Origin of the sequence: Kribbella pittospori, from assembly GCF_004331465.1 — a bacterium.
GTDB classification, from domain to species: Bacteria; Actinomycetota; Actinomycetes; order Propionibacteriales; family Kribbellaceae; genus Kribbella; species Kribbella pittospori.
In genome coordinates this window covers 1,285,568-1,303,690 of record NZ_SJKB01000001.1, presented here as the reverse complement: position 1 = coordinate 1,303,690, position 18,123 = coordinate 1,285,568, and the positions used below count along the sequence as shown (strand labels likewise).

Below are 18,123 nucleotides of genomic sequence, written 5' to 3'. Positions count from 1 at the left end.
TGGGTAGCCGCGCTCAGGGTGCGAGCGGCTTCGGCGGCTGGGTTGTTGGCGGTGAGGTTGAGGCCGGGATCGTGGTCTTCGATGGTGAAGGGGGCTCGGGTGAAGACTTCGGCGTCCTCGGTTTGGGCCGAGGGACTGTGCGGAAGTTGGCGACCAGGGACTCGCGGGTGATCGTGGTGTTCACGTAGCCGTCAGGGTCGAGGTCAGGCCGGCCACAGCCGCCAGACCGGCTTTCAGGACGGATCTACGGGAGGTCTCCATGCGCCGACCGCTCCCGGCGAGGTGTGCGGCGGCTGACCTCCAGGTGACGATCGGATGACTAGGTACGCCGTTCGAAACGGCGATCCAGCCGTTTCTCCAACCGGGCCAGCGCCGCCTCGGCGGCCGCTCGCACGGACGGGTCCGGATCGTCGATCAATTCCTGCAACGGCTCCGCGTGCTCGGCCTCGCCGGTGGCGCCGATCGCCCGGGCGGCCGCGGCGCGGACCCGGGGAAGCTCGTGCGACAGGTCCGGGACGAGCGCGTCCGCCAGTTGACCCAGCTCGTGCTTCGCGGCGATGCGAGCGACGTGCTCACGCACGCGCCAGGCCGGGTCCTTCGCGGCGACCAGGAGTGCGTCGACGACATCGTCGCGCCAGACGTAGAGGAAGACCCGGGCAGCCCAGACCCGGATCCAGTAGTAGTTCACCGGGTCGACCGGCGCCGACCAGCCGCCTGGGTTGGCACTGCCCGTGATCGCCGCCAGCTTCGGCAGGTCGGCGCCGTACGCGTCCTCCCCCGAGATCTCCCCGGTGAGGAACGCGATGCACCAGTCGATCACCGTGTCCTGGCCGTGCTCGGCACACGCGCGCAGCACGACGTCGCGGGGATGGTCACGACCCTCGGCAGCCATACCGTCAGTAAAGCCGCACCCGCCGACAAATTCTGGCCGCCGACCTGTAACGACCCCCGCGGTCCCGGACATGGATCCGATATGACGAGTACGCCGAGTCCACCCGCACCGGTGGCACTTCGCGCCGTTCCGGACCACGAGCTCCGTTTTCGCGAGTTGTTCGACGACAACTTTCGCCGGTTGCTCGGGTACGCACTGCGACGCGTGAACTCGCCCGAGGACGCAGCCGACATCGTCGCGGAGACGATGCTCGTCGCCTGGCGCCGGATGGACGAGGTGCCCCCCGACGACGCCGCACGGCTGTATCTGTTCGGCGTGGCCCGCCGCGTGCTGGCCAACCACCGGCGCGGCGAGCTCCGGCGGGACCGGCTGGCCGAGCGGCTGCGGCTGGAACTGGCGGAGGTGACTCCGGATCTGACCAGCCTGTCCGAGTCGACCGAGGCGATCCGGGCCGGACTGGAGAAACTGAGCGACAGCGACCGCGAACTGATCATGCTCACCGGCTGGGACGGCCTCGATCCCCGTGAGGCAGCGGTCGTGCTCGGGGTCCCCGCGCGCACCGTCCGGACCAGGCTGCACCGGGCCCGAAGCAGACTGCGCGCAGCGATCGGAGACGTTGCCTCTGCTGACGGACACGTACGGGATGACCAGCACGCACAAGCAGTTCAGGAGGAGCGATGAACGACCACGAGCTCGACCGGCTGCTCGCGCGGGCCAACCCGTTCGGCGACGACTCGGTCCGGCACCTGCCGGCCGGAGCCGCCGCGTCCGACCTGTTGGAGGAGATCGTGACCACCACCGCACCGACCCCCGAGCTGAGACCGAACCGCCGGCGACGCGTCATCGTCCTCGTCGCCGCCGCGGCTGCGATCGTCGTCGCGCTCACCGGTGTGTTCTTTCCCCGCGGCAACCCCGCCGCTCCGACCTCCGCGTACGCCGCCGAGGTCCGCGCCATCGCGGAGGCGAACCAGCGCCTGCTCGTCGACGCGCCCGGCTGGAAGGTCAGCCGGGTCGACGAGTTCACCGCCGACCTCGGTGAGATGACCTTTGCCAAAGGCAACCAGCGCCTCGACGTGTTCTGGCGGCCGGCGGACCAGTACCAGACGTACTTCGACGACCGGGCCCACGACAACACCCACCAGCCGATCGAGCTCCTCGGCCAGGCCGGGACGATCTTCCGGTACGGCGACACGACCGACTTCACCACGATTCTGAAGCCGAAGGGCAAGAACTTCCTCGAGATCCGCACCGACGTCGGCTCGGAGGCGGCGTACCGCACGCTGATCGGGAAGCTGAAGCCGGTCGGTGTCGAGGAATGGCTCGACGCGCTGCCCGCGTCCGCGGTCAAGCCGGCCGACAACAAGAAGACCGTCGACGCGATGCTCGCGGACCTGCCGAAGCCGGACGGGTTCGACGCCGCGGGCCTGTACCAGCAGACAGTCGGCGACCGGTACCAGGTCGGCGCGCGAGTCAGCGGCGCGGTCAGCTGCGCGTGGCTCGACCAGTGGACCGCGGCGAAGAAGTCCGGTGACAAGACGAAGGTTGCCGAAGCGGTCGCCGCGATGAAGACCAGTCACAACTGGCCGATCCTGAAGGAAATGGCCAAGGACGGCGACTACCCGAGGATCCTCTGGGAGTTCGCCGACGACATCGCCAAGGATCAGGCGCCGGTCGGCTACGCGGACGGCCTCGGCTGCAAGTAGTCCACAGACGAGTACGGCGTACTCCGGTTGAGGGGCCGGGGTACGCCGTACTTTTTGTTGCTGTCAGCCCGCGATCAGCGAGCGGAGCACGTACTGCAGGATGCCGCCGTTGCGGTAGTAGTCGGCCTCGCCGGGGGTGTCGATGCGGACGTCCGCGTCGAACTCCTTCACCGATCCGTCGGGCGAGGTGACCTTGACGTGCACGGTGCTCGGGATGTCACCGTCATTCAGCGCGGTGACGCCGGTGATGTCGAACGTCTCCTCGCCGGTCAGGCCGAGCGATTCCGCGGTCTGGCCCTCCGGGTACTGCAGCGGGAGGACACCCATGCCGATCAGGTTCGACCGGTGGATCCGCTCGAAGGACTCCGTGATCACGGCCTTCACCCCGAGCAGCGCCGTACCCTTGGCGGCCCAATCCCGCGACGAGCCCGAGCCGTACTCCTTGCCGGCCAGGATCACCAGCGGAGTGCCGGCCTCGGCGTACGACTGCGCCGCGTCGTAGATCGAGGTGACGGGCGCGTCGTCCTTGGTGAAGTCGCGGGTGAAGCCGCCCTCGGTGCCGGGGGCGATCTGGTTGCGCAGCCGGATGTTCGCGAAGGTGCCGCGGATCATCACCTCGTGGTTGCCGCGCCGCGACCCGTACGAGTTGAAGTCCTTGCGCGCGACGCCGTGGTCGGCCAGGTACGTACCGGCCGGGCTGTCGGCCTTGATCGAACCGGCCGGGGAGATGTGGTCGGTGGTGACCGAGTCGCCCAGCTTGGCCAGCACGCGCGCGCCGGCGATGTCGGTGACCGGCTCCGGGTCCTTCGCCATCCCGTCGAAGTACGGAGGCTTGCGCACGTACGTCGACTCGGCGTCCCACGCGAAGGTCTTGCCCTCGGGCGTCGGCAGCGACTGCCAGCGCTCGTCACCGGCGAACACGTCGGCGTAGTCCTTGGTGAACATCTCCTTGTTGATCGAGGAGGCGATCACCTGCTCGACCTCGTCCGCGGCCGGCCAGATGTCCTTCAGGAACACGTCGTTCCCGTCGGTGTCCTTGCCCAGGGCATCGGTCTCGAAGTCGAAGTCCATCGTCCCGGCCAGCGCGTAGGCGATCACCAGCGGCGGGCTCGCCAGGTAGTTCATCTTGACGTCGGGGTTGATCCGGCCCTCGAAGTTCCGGTTGCCGGACAGCACCGAGACGACCGCCAGGTCGGCCTCCTGCACGCCGGCCGAGACGGGCTCGGGCAGCGGACCGGAGTTCCCGATGCAGGTGGTGCAGCCGTAGCCGACCAGGTGGAAGCCGAGCTTCTCCAGGTACGGCGTGACGCCGGCCTTCTCGTAGTAGTCGGTGACGACCTTCGACCCGGGCGCGAGCGACGTCTTCACCCACGGCTTGGACGCCAGGCCCTTGTCGACCGCGTTCTTCGCCAGCAGCGCGGCCGCCAGCATGACCGACGGGTTCGACGTGTTGGTGCAGGAGGTGATGCTCGCGATCACGACGTGGCCGTGGTCCAGCTCGATCTCCGCGCCGTCCATGCTGATCGTGGTCTTCTTCGACGGACGCCCCGGGGCGCCGTGCGGCACATGCGGCTCGTCGTTGACGTTGCCATGGCCGTTCGGCGCGTCGCTGGCCGGGAAGCTCCCGGTCTCCGACGGGTCGACCTCCAGCTCCTCGGTCGCGTAGTCGGTCAGCGCACCGCGGAACGCCTCCTTGGCCTCGCTCAGCGCGACCCGGTCCTGCGGCCGCTTCGGCCCGGCGATCGACGGTACGACGGTCGACAGGTCCAGCTCGAGGTACTCCGAGAACCGTGGCTCGACCGACTGGTCGTGCCACAGGCCCTGCTCCTTGGCGTACGCCTCGACCAGCGCGACGTCCTGGTCGCTGCGGCCGGTCAGCCGCAGGTAGTCCAGCGTCACGTCGTCGATCGGGAAGATCGCGCAGGTGGAGCCGAACTCCGGGCTCATGTTGCCGATCGTGGCGCGGTTGGCCAGCGGCACGGCCGCGACACCCTCGCCGTAGAACTCGACGAACTTGCCGACCACGCCGTGCTTGCGCAGCTGCTGGGTGATGGTGAGCACCACGTCGGTCGCGGTCGCGCCGGCCGGCACCGAGCCGGTCAGCTTGAAGCCGACGACCTTCGGGATCAGCATCGACACGGGCTGGCCGAGCATGGCCGCCTCGGCCTCGATGCCGCCGACGCCCCAGCCGAGCACGCCGAGGCCGTTCACCATCGTGGTGTGGCTGTCGGTGCCGACGCAGGTGTCGGGGTAGGCAGTGACAATATGGCCGTCGCGGCGTGTCATTACCGTGCGGGCGAGGTGCTCGATGTTGACCTGGTGCACGATGCCGGTGCCCGGCGGGACGACCTTGAAGTCGTCGAAGGCGGTCTGGCCCCAGCGGAGGAACTGGTAGCGTTCGCCGTTGCGCTGGTACTCGAACTCGACGTTGCGCTCGAACGCGTCCGGCCGGCCGAAGACGTCGGTGATGACGGAGTGGTCGATGACCAGCTCAGCCGGAGCGAGCGGGTTGATCTTGGTCGGGTCGCCACCGAGCTCGGCGACGGCCTCGCGCATGGTGGCCAGGTCGACCACACACGGCACACCGGTGAAGTCCTGCATGATCACCCGAGCCGGGGTGAACTGGATCTCGGTGTCGGGCGCCGCGTCCTGGTCCCAGCTGCCGAGCTTGGTGATGTGCTCGGCGGTGATGTTCGCGCCGTCCTCGGTGCGCAGCAGGCTCTCCAGCAGCACCTTGAGCGAGTACGGCAGCGTGTCCGCGCCCTCGATGCCCGCCAACCTGAAGATCTCGTACGACTGTCCGTTGACCTCGAGTGCACCCTTGGCACCGAAGCTGTCGACGCTGGCCATCAGCCTGCTCCTCTATCCGGTCCTGTTCGCTGAACCCATCCTGCCGAGCACCCGGCCCGGCCGCGAGGTCAGGTTGCCCTAACCTCGCGCCACAAACTCTCTCGACATCAAGATACACGACATCGAGCCAACTTTCCCCGCCGTCAGGAAACCTGTGGAAGAACTTCCGCGGCGATCAGGTCGAGGTGGTCCAGATCCTGGAGGTCCATGATCTGGACGTACTGACGCTGGGATCCAACGGCGGCGTACTGGCTGAGCCGGTCCACGACCTCGGCGGGAGTGCCGGCGATCGAGTTCTGCTTCAGGTCGTCGACGTCGCGGCCGATCGCGTCGGCACGCTGCTTGACCTCCGCGTCGTCCTTGCCGAGGACAACGGTGTGTGCGGTGGACAGAGCAAGGCTCTTCGGGTCGCGGCCGATCGCGTCGCAGGCGGCCTGGACGCGCCGGAACAGAGTGTCCGTGAGGTCGACGCTGCGGAAGCCGGCGTTGAACTCACTCGCGAACTGCGCCGCGAGGGCCGGCGTACGCTTCTTGCCCGCGCCGCCGACGATGATCGGCGGGTGCGGCCGCTGGACCGGCTTGGGAAGCGCCGGCGAGTCGGTCAGCTGGTAGTGCTTGCCCGTGAAGTTGTACTTCTCCCCCACTGGCGTGTCCCACAGGCCGGTGATCAGCTCGAGCTGCTCGGTCAGCAGGTCGAAGCGGCCCGGGGTGTCCGGGAAGTCCAAGCCGTATGCCTTGTGCTCCGCCTCGTACCAGCCGGCCCCGAGGCCCAGCTCGGCGCGGCCGCCGCTCATCTGGTCGACCTGAGCGACCGTGATCGCGAGCACGCCCGGGTTGCGGTACGTCGCCGAACTGACGAGGGTGCCGAGCTTGATCCGCTGCGTCTCACGGGCCAGGCCGGCCAGTGTGATCCACGCGTCGGTCGGTCCGGGCAGGCCGTCGTGGTCGCCCATCACCAGGTAGTGGTCGGACCGGAAGAACGCGTCGAACCCGTTCTCCTCGGTCTTGCGTGCCACCGCGAGCAGATCGTCGTACGAGGCACCTTGCTGAGGTTCGGTGAAGATCCTGAGAAGCATGGCGCCAACGCTATCTTGCGGTCGTGTACAGCCTCTCGAGGTACGACGGCTGCCACTGCGGACCGCGGCCGTACAGTCGCCGAACCAGACCGTTGACGTCGAGCCGCGGCTCCACCGGGTTGTCCCACCAGTCCGGGACGCGGTCGTACCACCGGTCCACCCGCATGGTCCGGCCGGCCGCGTCGATCCGGGCGAACAACCAGCCGCCGAGCTCGCTCTCCGCCTCGGTCACCCACAGGTCGCCGAGCAGCCCGCTCAGCTTGTCCGCGGCGAACTCCGGGTCGTCCACATCCGGCGGCTCCAGATCGAACCGGTACGACGGCGCGCCCGGGTCGAGCACCTGGACCTGAATGGTGAACCCCGACGGCACGATCGCGGTCCGCGCGCGGCACCAGTCGTGCAGCGCCTCAAACGCCGCCGACTCCTGCGGCCGAGGCCGGGGCCGCTCCACCTCAGCGCGCAACGCTTCCTCGATCGACCCCGGCACAAGCTCGATCCCCGGCCCCTCAGACCCCGCCAACGCAAGCCCAGGAATAGACATCCGCTCGATAACCCGACCCGCCGGAACCCCCACATCCGGCCCGACCCCATCCGACTCCGGCTGAATCCCGTCCGGGCTGACCACCGGCACAACACCCGTAGGCGTCTCGTCATCCGAGAACCCGTCGTCCGCCACAACCGGCACAGCCCCGGTCGGCACATCGTCCGCACCCGGGAAGCCATCCCCCTGCACGACCGGCACCGACCCAGTAGGCATGTCGTCGTCGTTGAAGTCGTTCGCGTGTGCCACCGGCAAAGCCCCGGCAGACACGTCATCCTCGGCATCTCCACGAGAGGAGCGCCGTTCCGGGTCCACCCGCGTGAAGCCGTTCGCGTGCGCGACCGGCACAGACCCAGTCGGCACGCCGTCGCCATCCGGACCGGCGAAGCCATTCGCCTGCACTCCCGGGAAGCCGTTGGCCTCCACCACCGGCACAGACCCGGTCGGCACGTCATCCGCACCCGAGAAGCCGTTCGCCCGCATCCCCGGAACTGGCCCGGGAGGCGCGTCGTCGTTATCCGCAGTCGGGAAGCTGGCCGCTTCCCCCGGGACCGACCCGGCAGGCAGGCCGTGCTCTTGAGACCTGGCGTCCGCGTCCACCACAGGCACAGGCCCAGTCGGCGTCTCGTCATCCACCGGACCTGACGCCGTACTCGCCTCGTGCGCATTCACGATCGGCGCAGGCCCCGCAGCGATCTCGTCCTCGACCACCGGGATCTCCCCGGTCGGCGCATCCGCATCCGCCACCGGCACGGAGTACGCCCCAGCGTCCTCCTCCTGCCAGTCCCCGCCCGGAGACCCGCCCCACACATCCGCCCCGGACACATCCGCAGCCGACCCGTACGGACCCGAGGCGTCCGGACCCGCTGCGTTCGGACCCGCCGCCTGCGGAGCCGACGCTTGTTGAGCCGACCCATGCGGACCCGACGCCTGCGGTGCCGACGCTTGTTGAGCCGACGCATGCGGACCCGCCGCCTGCGGAGCCGACGCTTGTTGAGCCGACGCATGCGGACCCGCCGCCTGCGGAGCCGGCCCGACCGGGCGCGGCGCGGACGGGGCTGCCGCGTGCGGAGCCGACTCACCGTCGGACTGAGCCCAGCCCTCCTGCGCTTGCGCAGGTTCAGCCTGCCCCCACCGGTCGTCTTCCGGATCGGGGTGCTGCCAAGGCGCGTTCTCCTGCTCGGACTGTTGGTAGTCAGCAGCCTCGCCCACCGGGTGAGCCCACCGCTCGTGCTCACGCTCCGGCCGCGAAGCCGGCTCCGGCTGGTTCCAGTGGTCCAGCTCTTGCTGAGGCCCAGGGCCGGGCTGAGTCCGGTGGTCCGGCTCCTGCTGACGCCCCGGCTCCGGCTGGGGCCGGTGGTCCGGCTCCTGCTGCGCCGCCATTTCCGACTGTGGCCAATGGTCAGGCTGCTGCTGAGGTCCAGGTACCGGCTGAGTCCTGTGGTCCGGGTCCTGTTGCGCCGCCGGCTCCGACTCGGTCCAGTGGTCTGGGTCCTGCTGCGCCGCCGGCTCCGACTGAGGCCAGCCGTTTGGGTCCTGCCGAGGTCGAGGACCTGGCTGAGTCCGGTGGTTCGGATCCTGCTGAGCGGCCGGCTGCGACTGGGGCCAGTGGTTCGGGTCGTGTTGGGGTCCGGGGCCTGGCTGGGGCTCGGGGTGGGGTTGGGTCCACTGGTTGGGGTTGGGGTCTGGGGCTGGCCAGGGCTCTTGGTCTGGGTCGGGTTCTGGTTGTGGTTCTGGGGTTGGGTCGGGTTCTGGGGTCAGTGGTTCTGGCTCGGGGTCGGGCCATGGCTCGCGGTCCGGGTCTGGCTCTGGGTGGGGCTGGGGGTCCGGGGTCGGGCTCGGCGCGGGCTCCGGGTGGGGCTCGGGGCGCGGGAACGGGTCCGGGGTTGGGGACGGCTGTGGGTCTGGTTGCGGCCAGGGGGCCGGGTGGGGTTCTGGTTGTGGCCAGGGCTCCGGCTGGGGGTGTGGCCACGGTTGTGGTTGAGGGTGAGGCTCGACTTGAGCTTTAGCCTCAGGCAGCTCCGCAGACACGGCCGGGACCTCGGCCGTCTGGTCATCCATCTCGTCGACCCGAACCGCAGGAACCTCAGCGGTCTGATCGTCCTCGGACTCCCCCGCCACCACCGGCGCGAACGGCGAAGGCCCAGTAAACGACGCCAACTCCTCCTCGTCGTCGCCCTCGAACGAGTCCACCTCGCCCCGCACAACGTCAGCCGAGCCACGCGCAACATCAGCCTCGTCCCGCGCCAGGCCAGCCACGAACGGCGCAACGCCAGCCGGGTCATGCGCACCGTCAGCCTGGTCATGCGCACCGCCGGACTGGGTTCGCGCAGCGTCACCCTCGGCCCGCGCAGCGCCGGCCTCGTGCTGGGCACCGTCGGTTTGGGCCTGCGCAGGGTCGGCTGGGAAGGGCGACTGCTCGTCTGCTGGGTTGACCGGTGCAAAGGGCGACCGCTCGCCGGTTGGGTTGAAGGGGGACTCGGCGGCCTGTGGCTCGGGGTCGGGGACGGCTGCTATTTCTGCTGTGGGGGCTTCGTCGTCGTCTGGGGAGGAGGCGGCGGGCTGGGGGTGGTAGTTGGCGGGGTCTTCGACCCATTGGCCGTTGATCCAGGCGCCGCCTACCCATTCGCGATCGGGCTCGGGTTCGGCAGCGGCGGGCTCGTCGGCGAAGGGGTTGTATTCGCTGGTGGCTTCCTGCTCGTTCCAGCCGGCCTGTTCGGCGGTCTCCCAGTCCTGCTCGGCCGCATCCTGCTGGTACGCCGCCGAGGGAGCGTCCGCGAACAGGCTCGCGTAGAAGTCCTCCCCCTCGTGCACCCCACCACCGACACGCGGCGGCTCCGACGACGGCAGACCACCGCCGTACGCCGGCAGCCCCCCACCCGACACGTCGTCCGGTAGATAGGTCCCAGGAGCCGGCCCACCGGCCGCACCACCACCCTCAAAACCAGCCGGAACCTCAGGCTCAGGCGCGTTGTCGTGCTTACGCCGCCGCAGCCACCCCTGCTTCTTGCTGGTGACCCCGTACTCCGCCGGCGCCTCCGGCCGGTACGCGACCTGCTGATACACCGCAGGCTCCTCGTACACCGGCTCCTCATGAACAGGCCGCCCGTACGACGCCAGCTGTGGGGCCTCGTCGATCGGCTGGCCGGTGAACGGGCTGATGCCGGGCGGCACGATGAAGGACTGCTCGTCCTCCTCGTCCACCGGGACGGGCCCGTCGGATGCTCCAATCACAACATCCTCAACGACCGACACCTCGGCTGTGTCAGGGTCGTCGGCGAAACTTTCCGCGACTGCAAAGTTCCGGGTGAAGTCCTCGGCCGCGGCCACGCCGGACGGCAGGTCCGGCTGGACCGGCGACCGCGCGTCGATCTCGAAGTGATCGAAGAACGCCGTCAGCGCCTCCAACGAGATCCCGGACGAGCCGGCGGTCTGGATCAGCTGCACCCCGAACGGCTGCAACTCGTCCAGTCCGCCGAGGTAGTCCGCCCACTCCGCGACCCACTCGATCATCTCCGCGGCGGCGTCCGCGTCCGACGTGATCCACTGCCCGATGTGCGTGAACCCGTCCTCGGCCGGCTGCCACGGGTCTCCCGGGTACGCCGCTCGCGCCCACGTCCCGTTGAACGCGCCGTACACGAAGCCGAGCTCGCCGGCGGTCTGTCGCCGCCGCACCTCCGGCTGGCCGATCCAGTCCGGCGACCCCGCCAGCAGATCGGCACGCCTCGTCTGGCTGTGCTGGGTCTGGAACCCGAACAGCACCGCGCGCCCGTCCTCGAGCCGCTGCATCCGCAGCACCGACCCGGTCTCGTCCTGGTGGTGGTACCCGTCTTCGTCGGCGTACCACCGCCGATCGAACCCGGTGGCATGGGCGACCGCGGCGAGTGCGGTCCAGCGGGCGCGCAACTCCTCCGGGTCGTCCAGGTCAACGAGCGGCATCAGGTCTCCAGCGCATTGGAATCCAGGGCCAGAACGCTACCCGAGCCCTCCACCGGCCGCGACTTCACTGTCCACAGGCTCCAGAATGGCGACGCACTCGATGTGATGGGTCATGCCGAACAGGTCGAAGGCCCGCAGCGACGCGATGCCGTACCCGAGCTTCCCGAACGTCTTCAGATCCCGCGCCAGCGCCGCCGGATCACACGCCACGTAGGCCACCCGCCGCGGTGCCAGCGCCGCAATCCGCCGTACGACGTCCTTGCCGGCACCCGTCCGCGGTGGGTCCAGTACGACGAGGTCCACGTGCTCGAGCCCCTGCCCGGCGGCCGCGTTCAGGACGCGGTCGACGTCACCGGTCTCCAGCGTGACCCCCGGCAGGTCGTGCAGGTTCCGCCGCGCGTTGCGCACCGCGTCCTTGTCACCCTCGATCGCCAGTACGGCGCACCCCGCCTCGGCCAGGAACGCCGCGAACAGTCCGACCCCGGAGTACAGGTCCAGCGCAGTCTCCCCCGCCGCCGGCTCCAGTCCGCTCAGTACGGCGTCCACCAGCGTCTCCGGAGCAGCCGGGTGCACCTGCCAGAACCCACCGGCCTCCACCCGGAACCGCCGGTTGCGCACCACCTCGACGACCCGCCCACCGGGCTCCTCGCCCGTCAGCACGGCCGTCTTGCCCTCCGACGACACGACAGCCTGCACCGACGACTCGCCCGGCCACCGCTGCCGGAGTACGTCGGGCGTATCCGGGTGAGCGATCAGGCACTGCTCGATCGGGATCAGGTCGTGCGAGCGGTGCGCGTACATCCCCGGTCGTCCGTCGACCACGGCGTACCGCATCCGGGTGCGCCAGCCGAGGCCGTCGTCGCCCGGCGACTCCATCACCACCGTGCGCTCGATGCCACCGATCCGCCGGAGCGTGTCCGACACGACCGTGGCCTTGAGTCGTCGCTGCTCGACGATGTTGGCGTGCTGGAAGTCACATCCTCCGCACAGCCCCGGTCCGGCGTACGGACAGGGCGCCTCGATTCGCTGCGGTGACGGTGTCAGTACCTGTACGGCGTCCGCCCGCAGGTACTTCGCGGTCTGCTCCGTGATGCGGGCATGGACCAGCTCACCCGGCAACGCGTGCCGGACGAACACCACCTGCCCCTCGTGCCGGGCCACACAGTGTCCCCCGTGCGCTACTGGTCCTACTTCCAGCTCGACTACCGTCCCGACGATGTCCTCGTCCGTCACCGATCTCCTGACGCCTTGCGGGCCCCACGCCGTACCTGGCCGGCCACCCGTTCCACCCGGTCCTGCCGTTCCTCGGCCACCTGCGAAGAGATCAGCTGGTAAGGAACGGACGTAACCATCACACCAGGTGTGAACAAGAGGCGCCCCTTGAGCCGCAGCGCGCTCTGGTTGTGCAGGATGTGCTCCCACCAGTGCCCGACGACATATTCGGGGATGTAGACCATCACCACGTCCCGCGGCGACTGCCGCCGGATGTCGCGCACGTACTGCAGGATCGGCCGGGTGATCTCGCGGTACGGCGAGGCGAGGCGCTTCAGCGGAACCGGGATCCCCCGGTTGTCCCACTCGGTCTGCAGGGCCTCGGACTCGTCCCGGTCGACGTCGACCGTGACCGCCTCGAGCATGTACGGCCGGGCCGCCTTGGCGAACGCCAGCGCCCGCAGCGTCGGCTTGTGCAGCTTCGACACCAGCACGATCGCGTGCACCCGCGACGGCAGCATCAGCGGCTCGTCGCCCTCGACCTCCATCTGCTTGCCGACCGTGTCGTAGTGCTTGCGGATGCCCTTCATCAGCACGAACAGCACGGCCATCGCGATGATCGCGATGTACGCGCCGTGGGTGAACTTGGTGATCAGCACGATCACCAGCACCACCCCGGTCATGGTCAGGCCGATCGCGTTGATCACCCGGGACCGGATCATCTGCCGCCGCTTGGCGGGGTCGGTCTCGGTCCGCAGGTGCCGGGTCCAGTGCCGGATCATGCCGAACTGGCTCAGGGTGAAGCTGACGAACACGCCGACGATGTAGAGCTGGATCAGCTTGGTGACCTGCGCGTCGAACGCGATGATCAGTCCGATCGCGCACAGCGCCAGCAGGATGATTCCGTTGCTGTAGGCGAGCCGGTCCCCACGCGTGTGCAGCTGACGCGGCAGGTAGCCGTCCCGGGCCAGGATCGAGCCGAGCACCGGGAAGCCGTTGAACGCGGTGTTCGCTGCCAGCACCAGGATCAGCATGGTCGCGCCGATGACGAGGTAGAAGCCGGGCGCGAAGTTCGAGAAGACCGAGTCGCCGATCTGGCCGATCACTGTCTTCTGTGTGTAGCCGTCGCCGACCGGCTCGCCGTTGTGGAGCAACTGGGTGGCGGGATCCTCGGCGTACCGCAGCCTGATCTTGTCGGCCAGGAACAGGATGCTCATCAGCATCGTCACCGCGATCGTGCCGAGCAGCAGCAGCGTGGTGGCGGCGTTCCGGCTCTTCGGCTTGCGGAAGGCAGGCACGCCGTTGCTGATCGCCTCGACACCGGTCAGTGCCGCACAGCCCGACGAGAACGCCCGGGCCAGCAGGAAGACCGCGGCCAGGCCGCTGAACACCTCGTGGCCCGGTTCGGCCCGGACCTCGAACTGGGCGCTCTCGGCCATCGGCAGGTTCCCGGTCGTCAGCCGGATCAGGCCCCAGATCGTCATCCCGATGATCGAGGCCATGAAGATGTACGTCGGGATCGCGAACACCGCACCCGACTCGCGGACCCCGCGCAGGTTCATCGCCGCCAGCAACACGATCAGCCCCACCGCCAGTGGCACCTCGTGGCCGGCCAGGAACGGCAACGCCGACTTCGCGTTCTGCACCCCGGAGGAGATCGACACCGCCACGGTCAGCACATAGTCGACCATCAGGGCGCTGGCCACGGTCAGGCCGGCCGACGGCCCGATGTTCACCGTGGCGACCTCGTAGTCGCCGCCGCCGGAGGGGTACGCGTGCACGTTCTGCCGGTACGACGCGACCACGACCAGCATCACGAACGCGACCAGCAGGCCGATCTTCCAGGAATAGCTGTACGCCGCCAGGCCGGCGATCGACAGGGTCAGGAAGATCTCGTCCGGGGCATACGCGACCGACGACAGCGCGTCGCTGGCGAAAACGGGGAGGGCGATGCGCTTGGGCAGCAGAGTCTCGCCCAGCTGCGTGCTGCGCAGTTTGCGTCCGAGCAGCAGCCGTTTACCGATATCGCCGAGAGCGGGGGTCACACCGGTGATGTTAGAGGGAAGCGCGGTCCGTGATGTTAGAGGGAGCCCCGGTCCGGTGTAGCGTCTATCCCTGCCGAGTCCGACCCAGCCGCCCCAGACGGGGCAGGGAGTGATCACCGAGTGCACGTCGTCATCATGGGCTGCGGCCGCGTCGGGTCGACGCTCGCGCGAGGCCTGGAGAAGCGGGGCCACACGGTCGCGATCATCGACCAGTCGGCCGACGCCTTCCGCCGGCTGAGCCCGAACTTCACCGGCCGGACCATCGTCGGGATGGGCTTCGACCGGGAGATCCTGATCGAGGCCGGGATCGAGGACGCGGAGGCTTTCGCCGCGGTCTCGAACGGCGACAACTCGAACATCCTCGCCGCCCGGGTCGCCCGGGAGACGTTCGGCATCAACAACGTGGTCGCCCGGATCTACGACCCGGGACGCGCCGAGGTGTACCAACGGCTCGGGATTCCGACCGTCGGCACCGTGCGCTGGACCGTCGACCAGATGATGCGCCGGCTGCTGCCCGAGGGGTCAGAGCCGGAGTGGCGCGACCCGTCCGGGACGGTCCGGCTGGCCGAGGTCCATGTGCACTCGGAGTGGGTCGGCCGGCTCGCGTTCGACATCGAGAAGGCCACCGGTGCCCGGGTCGCGTTCCTGACCCGGCTCGGCGAAGGACTCCTGCCCCGGGCCGACACGGTCATCCAGGAGGGTGATCTGGTCCACGTCGTGATGCTGGAGCGGGACGCCGCTGCGGTCGAGTCCCAGCTCGGCACCAAGCCTGAGGAGCTGTGATGCGGGTAGCCATCGCCGGCGCCGGCAACGTCGGTCGTTCGATCGCCGCCGAGTTGCTGGAGAACGGCCACGAGGTGCTGCTGATCGACAAGGACCCGCGGGCGATCAAGGCCGAGTCGGTGCCGCAGGCCGAATGGCTGCTGGCCGACGCCTGCGAGCTGTCCTCACTGGAGGAGGCCGCGCTGCAGCGGTGCCAGGTGGCGATCGCCAGCACCGGCGACGACAAGGTCAACCTGGTCGTCTCGCTGCTCGCCAAGACCGAGTTCGGCGTGCCCCGGACCGTTGCCCGGGTCAACCATCCGCGGAACGAGTGGATGTTCAACGAGGCCTGGGGTGTCGACGTCTCGGTGTCGACGCCGCGGATCATGTCCGCACTGGTCGAGGAGGCCGTCTCGGTCGGCGACCTGGTCCGGCTGTTCACCTTCCGCCAGGGCGACGCGAACCTGGTCGAGCTGACCCTGCCCGAGGACTCCCCCATGATCGGTCAGCGGGTCGGCGACATCGACTGGCCGCTCGACACCGCACTGGTCGTGATCCTGCGCGAGGGCCGGGTGCTTCGCCCGGACCCGGAAGGCACCCTGGAGCTGAACGACGAGCTCCTGTTCGTCGCGGCCGACGAGACCGAGGAACAGCTCGAGGACATCCTCTCGCCACACCACCGCAAGAGCGAGTAGGACCTTCTACTTCTTGTTGCCCCGGAGCAGGTGGGTGACGTGGTCGCGTGCCTCGTCCCACTTGTCCGGCGGCAGCGATCCGCGCAGTACGGCGTACGCCATCCACAGGGCCAGGGCGTAGAACGGAAGGCCGAGGCCGACCTTCGCGATGCCCAGTGCGTTCAGGTAGCCGGCCAGGTACAGCGGGACCTGGACGATCAGGCGGATCGCGAAGAGGCCGACGAACACCATCGTCGCCCGCGAGAACCCCTTGAGCATCGCGGGGTCCTTGCGCCAGGCCGTGCCGGTCTGGGTGATCACGCCGTACAGGACGCCGAACAGGGGCCAGCGGATCAGCACGGTGATCAGGTACAGAGCGCCGTACCCAAGGTTGGTCAGCAGGCCAGGGACGTAGACGTCCTTCGCATCGCCCGTACGGTTCGCGACCCAGGCTGAGATGAGCACGCCGACGAAGCCGCCGAAGACGTTGCGCAGCGGCTGCTTGCGGATCAGGCGCAGTACGGCGACGAGTCCAGCCGAACCGACCGCGACGATCAGCGCGAGCCGCAGGTCGTGGTCGGACGCGCCGTAGACGATCAGGAACGCGATCCAGGGCAGACCGATGTCGAGCAGCGCGCCCCAGCCACCGAGCGCGTGGAAGAAGTCCTTGTCGGTGGTCTGCGCCGGCTTCGCGGGCTCGTCGGCCGGCTGCTCCGGCTCCGGAGCGGGCTGCTGGTCCGCGGTGAGTTCGTGCTCGGCGGCGTCGAGTTCGGGGCGCAGGATCTCGACCAGTTTCTCCTCGAGGTTCTCCTCGACCTGGTCCCGGCGCGAGTGCGGCCCGGAATGTGGGTCAGCCATGCGCGGCCGTAGGACGGAGTTCGTAGCGCGGGTTGAACATCACCCGGTCACCGTCCACGACCCCGATCCGCCCGGAGGCGATCAGTTCCGAGCCGGGGTGGATCCCGGCGATCTTGCGCCGGCCGAGCCAGATCAGCTTGACCGTGCCGGTGCCGTCGTACAACTCACCCTCCAGTGCCGGTACGCCGCCGCGTGGGCTGAACGTGATGGTGCGCAGCGTGCCGTACAGCGTGACCATCTCGCGGTCGTGGCAGCCGGTGATGGACCGGGCACCGCAGTCGTGCGCGAAGTCCTGGAGAACCTCGGCGTCCTGCTGGTCCCGGTCACCGGCCAGCCCCCGGAAGGCACGCCGAAACAATCCCTCGGGTTTGTCGCTACCCATGATTCGAGTGTAGTCCGTTCAGGCCTGTTCTTCGTCCGCGGGCTGAGCGCCCGGCGGGAGCCGCAACGGCAGCGATTCGCGGACGGCCATCGGCTCGCTCCCGCGGACCACGATCACGTTGCGCAGCGCCTGCTCCATCGTCGACGCGGCGTCCGGTTCGACCGCGGCGCGGCCGAGGACAGTAGCCCGCAGCAGCCAGCGCGGGCCGTCCACACCGAGCACCCGTGAGGTCTGGCTGAAGATCTGGCCCTCCGGGTCCTCGACCGGCACGACCAGCACCAGTTCGGTCCCGAACGATCCCTCGGACTCGGTCGCCGTACCACCCATCCGGCTGGCCTCGGCGGCGATCTCGCGCCGTACCTCGGACCAGATGCCGCTCGTCTTCGGCGCCGCGAAGGCGCGCAGTTCCAGAGCGGAGTCGTCCAGCACCAGCAGTACTGCCTGCACCTGGCCGCTCTGCTCGTCGACCTGCAGCCGCAGTTCCATCCCGGGCATGCCGGTGACCACCAGCGCGCCCAGGTCGATGCGGTCCTCCGCCTCGAGCACCTCGGGGTCGACCTCGGTGGAGTCGAACGGCCCGACGGCCGGCTCCTCCGGCGCGGCGTCCTGCTCGGTCGTCTCGGGGTCTTCGTTCTTGGCCTTGCGGCGGAAGATCACTGTTCTCTACTTCCCTGGTTCGTCTTGGTACAGCCGCCGTAGTTTTGCGCATCCGTCAGGTCGACGCGCGCACCTGTTCAGCGTGTCACATCACCGAAACCGCCGGTCGACCCGTACCCCCCGTCACCGCGGGCGGAACCCGGCAGCGACGTCACCTCGACGAACCGTGCCTTCTCCACCTGCTGGATGACCAACTGCGCGATCCGGTCGCCGCGCCGCAGCGTCACCTCCGCGTGCGGGTCGAGGTTGATCAGGCACACCTTGATCTCGCCCCGGTAGCCCGCGTCCACGGTGCCCGGAGCGTTGACGATCGAAACGCCGTGCTTGGCCGCCAGGCCGGACCGGGGGTGTACGAACGCGGCGTACCCGTCCTGCAGCGCGATCGCGATGCCAGTGCCGACCAGACCGCGCTCGCCAGGCTTCAGAGTGATGTCGCCGGCCGCCACCAGATCCGCGCCGGCGTCGCCCGGATGCGCGTACGACGGAACGGGCAGGTCAGGGTCGAGTCGCTGGATCAGTACCTCGGTCACGA

14 protein-coding genes are annotated in these 18,123 nt (G+C 69.1%); 4 read left to right on the top strand and 10 right to left on the bottom strand.

Features of this window, described 5'->3' with window-relative positions; translation table 11 throughout:
• Positions 1–319: 319 nt before the first annotated feature.
• The gene (locus E0H73_RS05960) at positions 320–892 is read right to left on the bottom strand and encodes a HEAT repeat domain-containing protein (RefSeq protein ID WP_131352299.1); all 573 of its coding nucleotides are present in this window, start codon (positions 890–892) and stop codon (positions 320–322) included.
• 81 nt (positions 893–973) lie between these two features.
• Here E0H73_RS05960 and E0H73_RS05955 point away from each other — a divergent pair, with 81 nt between their 5' ends.
• Both E0H73_RS05955 and E0H73_RS05950 read left to right on the top strand, forming a co-directional pair.
• The gene (locus tag E0H73_RS05955; protein ID WP_131352297.1) at positions 974–1,573 is read left to right on the top strand and encodes an RNA polymerase sigma factor; all 600 of its coding nucleotides are present in this window, start codon (positions 974–976) and stop codon (positions 1,571–1,573) included.
• Entirely contained in the window at positions 1,570–2,595 is a 1,026-nt protein-coding gene (locus E0H73_RS05950) for a hypothetical protein (RefSeq protein WP_131352295.1), read from the top strand. The genes E0H73_RS05955 and E0H73_RS05950 overlap by 4 nt, the downstream gene beginning before the upstream one ends.
• 63 nt (positions 2,596–2,658) lie before the next feature.
• Here the strand turns inward: E0H73_RS05950 and acnA are convergent, their stop codons facing one another.
• From acnA to E0H73_RS05925, 5 genes are all read right to left on the bottom strand, one after another.
• Positions 2,659–5,445: an aconitate hydratase AcnA gene (gene acnA / locus E0H73_RS05945; RefSeq protein WP_131352293.1), complete on the bottom strand. Its 2,787-nt coding sequence runs from the start codon at positions 5,443–5,445 to the stop codon at positions 2,659–2,661.
• 143 nt (positions 5,446–5,588) lie between these two features.
• On the bottom strand, positions 5,589–6,521 hold the full coding sequence (locus E0H73_RS05940) for an LLM class F420-dependent oxidoreductase (RefSeq protein WP_131352291.1): 933 nt from the start codon (positions 6,519–6,521) through the stop codon (positions 5,589–5,591).
• Between the two features lie 10 nt (positions 6,522–6,531).
• The gene (locus tag E0H73_RS05935; RefSeq protein WP_131352289.1) at positions 6,532–11,001 is read right to left on the bottom strand and encodes a hypothetical protein; all 4,470 of its coding nucleotides are present in this window, start codon (positions 10,999–11,001) and stop codon (positions 6,532–6,534) included.
• A gap of 36 nt (positions 11,002–11,037) precedes the next feature.
• Positions 11,038–12,234 (bottom strand): class I SAM-dependent RNA methyltransferase, encoded by a 1,197-nt coding sequence (locus E0H73_RS05930; RefSeq protein ID WP_131352287.1) that lies wholly within the window; start codon positions 12,232–12,234, stop codon positions 11,038–11,040.
• Complete coding sequence (locus E0H73_RS05925) at positions 12,231–14,258, bottom strand: APC family permease (protein ID WP_131352285.1); 2,028 nt, start codon at positions 14,256–14,258, stop codon at positions 12,231–12,233. Before E0H73_RS05925 ends, E0H73_RS05930 begins: the two co-directional genes overlap by 4 nt.
• Positions 14,259–14,378: 120 nt before the next feature.
• On the opposite strand from E0H73_RS05925, the gene E0H73_RS05920 reads away from it, so the two are divergent.
• Complete coding sequence (locus E0H73_RS05920) at positions 14,379–15,041, top strand: potassium channel family protein (protein ID WP_131352283.1); 663 nt, start codon at positions 14,379–14,381, stop codon at positions 15,039–15,041.
• Entirely contained in the window at positions 15,041–15,715 is a 675-nt protein-coding gene (locus E0H73_RS05915; protein ID WP_131352281.1) for a potassium channel family protein, read from the top strand. Before E0H73_RS05920 ends, E0H73_RS05915 begins: the two co-directional genes overlap by 1 nt.
• Positions 15,716–15,721: 6 nt before the next feature.
• Here the strand turns inward: E0H73_RS05915 and E0H73_RS05910 are convergent, their stop codons facing one another.
• From E0H73_RS05910 to dut, 4 genes are all read right to left on the bottom strand, one after another.
• Complete coding sequence (locus E0H73_RS05910; RefSeq protein WP_131352279.1) at positions 15,722–16,552, bottom strand: DUF3159 domain-containing protein; 831 nt, start codon at positions 16,550–16,552, stop codon at positions 15,722–15,724.
• Entirely contained in the window at positions 16,545–16,934 is a 390-nt protein-coding gene (locus E0H73_RS05905; RefSeq protein ID WP_131352277.1) for an OB-fold nucleic acid binding domain-containing protein, read from the bottom strand. Before E0H73_RS05905 ends, E0H73_RS05910 begins: the two co-directional genes overlap by 8 nt.
• 18 nt (positions 16,935–16,952) lie before the next feature.
• Positions 16,953–17,591, bottom strand: coding sequence for a DUF3710 domain-containing protein (locus tag E0H73_RS05900; protein WP_131352275.1), 639 nt, complete (start codon positions 17,589–17,591; stop codon positions 16,953–16,955).
• A gap of 77 nt (positions 17,592–17,668) precedes the next feature.
• Entirely contained in the window at positions 17,669–18,121 is a 453-nt protein-coding gene (dut, locus tag E0H73_RS05895; protein WP_131352273.1) for a dUTP diphosphatase, read from the bottom strand.
• Positions 18,122–18,123: the final 2 nt, after the last annotated feature.

What these genes read in the sequence shown, in the direction of transcription:
- E0H73_RS05910 (WP_131352279.1), bottom strand. Translation starts at nt 16,552, where the DNA reads ATGGCTGACCCACATTCCGGGCCGCACTCGCGCCGGGACCAGGTCGAG.
- E0H73_RS05960 (WP_131352299.1), bottom strand. Translation starts at nt 892, where the DNA reads ATGGCTGCCGAGGGTCGTGACCATCCCCGCGACGTCGTGCTGCGCGCG.
- E0H73_RS05935 (WP_131352289.1), bottom strand. Translation starts at nt 11,001, where the DNA reads ATGCCGCTCGTTGACCTGGACGACCCGGAGGAGTTGCGCGCCCGCTGG.
- E0H73_RS05940 (WP_131352291.1), bottom strand. Translation starts at nt 6,521, where the DNA reads ATGCTTCTCAGGATCTTCACCGAACCTCAGCAAGGTGCCTCGTACGAC.
- acnA (WP_131352293.1), bottom strand. Translation starts at nt 5,445, where the DNA reads ATGGCCAGCGTCGACAGCTTCGGTGCCAAGGGTGCACTCGAGGTCAAC.
- E0H73_RS05955 (WP_131352297.1), top strand. Translation starts at nt 974, where the DNA reads ATGACGAGTACGCCGAGTCCACCCGCACCGGTGGCACTTCGCGCCGTT.
- E0H73_RS05950 (WP_131352295.1), top strand. Translation starts at nt 1,570, where the DNA reads ATGAACGACCACGAGCTCGACCGGCTGCTCGCGCGGGCCAACCCGTTC.
- E0H73_RS05915 (WP_131352281.1), top strand. Translation starts at nt 15,041, where the DNA reads ATGCGGGTAGCCATCGCCGGCGCCGGCAACGTCGGTCGTTCGATCGCC.
- E0H73_RS05905 (WP_131352277.1), bottom strand. Translation starts at nt 16,934, where the DNA reads ATGGGTAGCGACAAACCCGAGGGATTGTTTCGGCGTGCCTTCCGGGGG.